Source organism: Streptomyces sp. B1866 (assembly GCF_031932565.1).
In the GTDB taxonomy this organism is placed as follows: domain Bacteria; phylum Actinomycetota; class Actinomycetes; order Streptomycetales; family Streptomycetaceae; genus Streptomyces.
The window spans coordinates 1-967 of record NZ_JAVSCF010000550.1 but is presented as its reverse complement, the minus strand read 5'-3'; the positions used below and the strand labels follow the sequence as shown (position 1 = coordinate 967).

At 77.2% G+C, this 967-nt stretch carries 1 protein-coding gene; it reads left to right on the top strand.

What is annotated here, in order from left to right:
* The first annotated feature begins 156 nt into the window (after positions 1-156).
* Positions 157-798 carry an SMC-Scp complex subunit ScpB gene (gene scpB / locus RKE29_RS30120; protein ID WP_312008877.1) on the top strand — a complete coding sequence of 214 codons (642 nt, stop codon included), beginning with the start codon at positions 157-159 and terminating at the stop codon, positions 796-798.
* The last annotated feature ends 169 nt before the right edge of the window (positions 799-967 follow it).

Sequence of the window (967 nt, the reverse complement as noted above, 5' to 3'; positions counted from 1 at the left end):
GGCCGGACCCGGCGCCGAGGCCGGACCGGGCCCGGAGGACCGGGCGGCGCACAGCGACACGGAGAGGGACAGGCAGACGTGAGCGAGCAGCAGACCGGCCGCGGGGCCAGGGCCGCGGCCGCCGGCCCCCCGCAGCCCCGCCCCGAGGTCGCGGGCCTGGACCTGCGGCCCGCCCTGGAGGCGGTGCTCATGGTCGTGGACGAGCCCGCGACCGAGGAGCACCTGGCGAAGGTCCTCGACCGGCCGCGCCGCGCGGTCGCGCGCGCCCTGCGCGAGCTGGCCGACGAGTACGCCGCGCAGGGCCGGGGCTTCGAGCTGCGTCGGGTCGCGGGCGGCTGGCGGTACTCCACCCGGCCCGAGTACGCGCCCGCCGTCGAGAGCTTCGTCCTGGACGGCCAGCAGGCCCGGCTCACCCAGGCCGCGCTGGAGACTCTGGCCGTGGTGGCGTACCGTCAACCGGTCAGCCGGTCCCGGGTCTCCGCCGTGCGCGGCGTCAACTGCGACGGCGTGATGCGCACCCTGCTCCAGCGCGGCCTGGTGGAGGAGGCGGGAACGGAACCCGAGACAGGTGCGATCCTGTACAGGACGACGAACTACTTCCTGGAGCGGATGGGCCTGCGCGGCCTGGACGAGCTCCCCGAGCTCGCGCCGTTCCTCCCCGAGGCGGACGCGGTCGAGGGGGAGTCCCGGGAGGGGGTGCCGTCGTTCGACCCGGACCTGGACGACCCAGATGCGGGCGACGTAGACGACGACGCGGGCCGCGCAGGCGGCGGCGGTCACTCTCAGACGGAAACGTGATGCGAAGCAGCGGCAGGAACAGCAGGGACGGCGGCAGCCCGCGCCAGCGAGGCACCAGCGGCCAGCGCGACCAGAGGCAGCGGCGCGACGGGCGGCCCCGCCCCGAGGAGCGCCGCTACGACGTCGGCGGCGGCAGGCCGGGCGGCGGCCAGGGCGGCGGCGCCGGGCG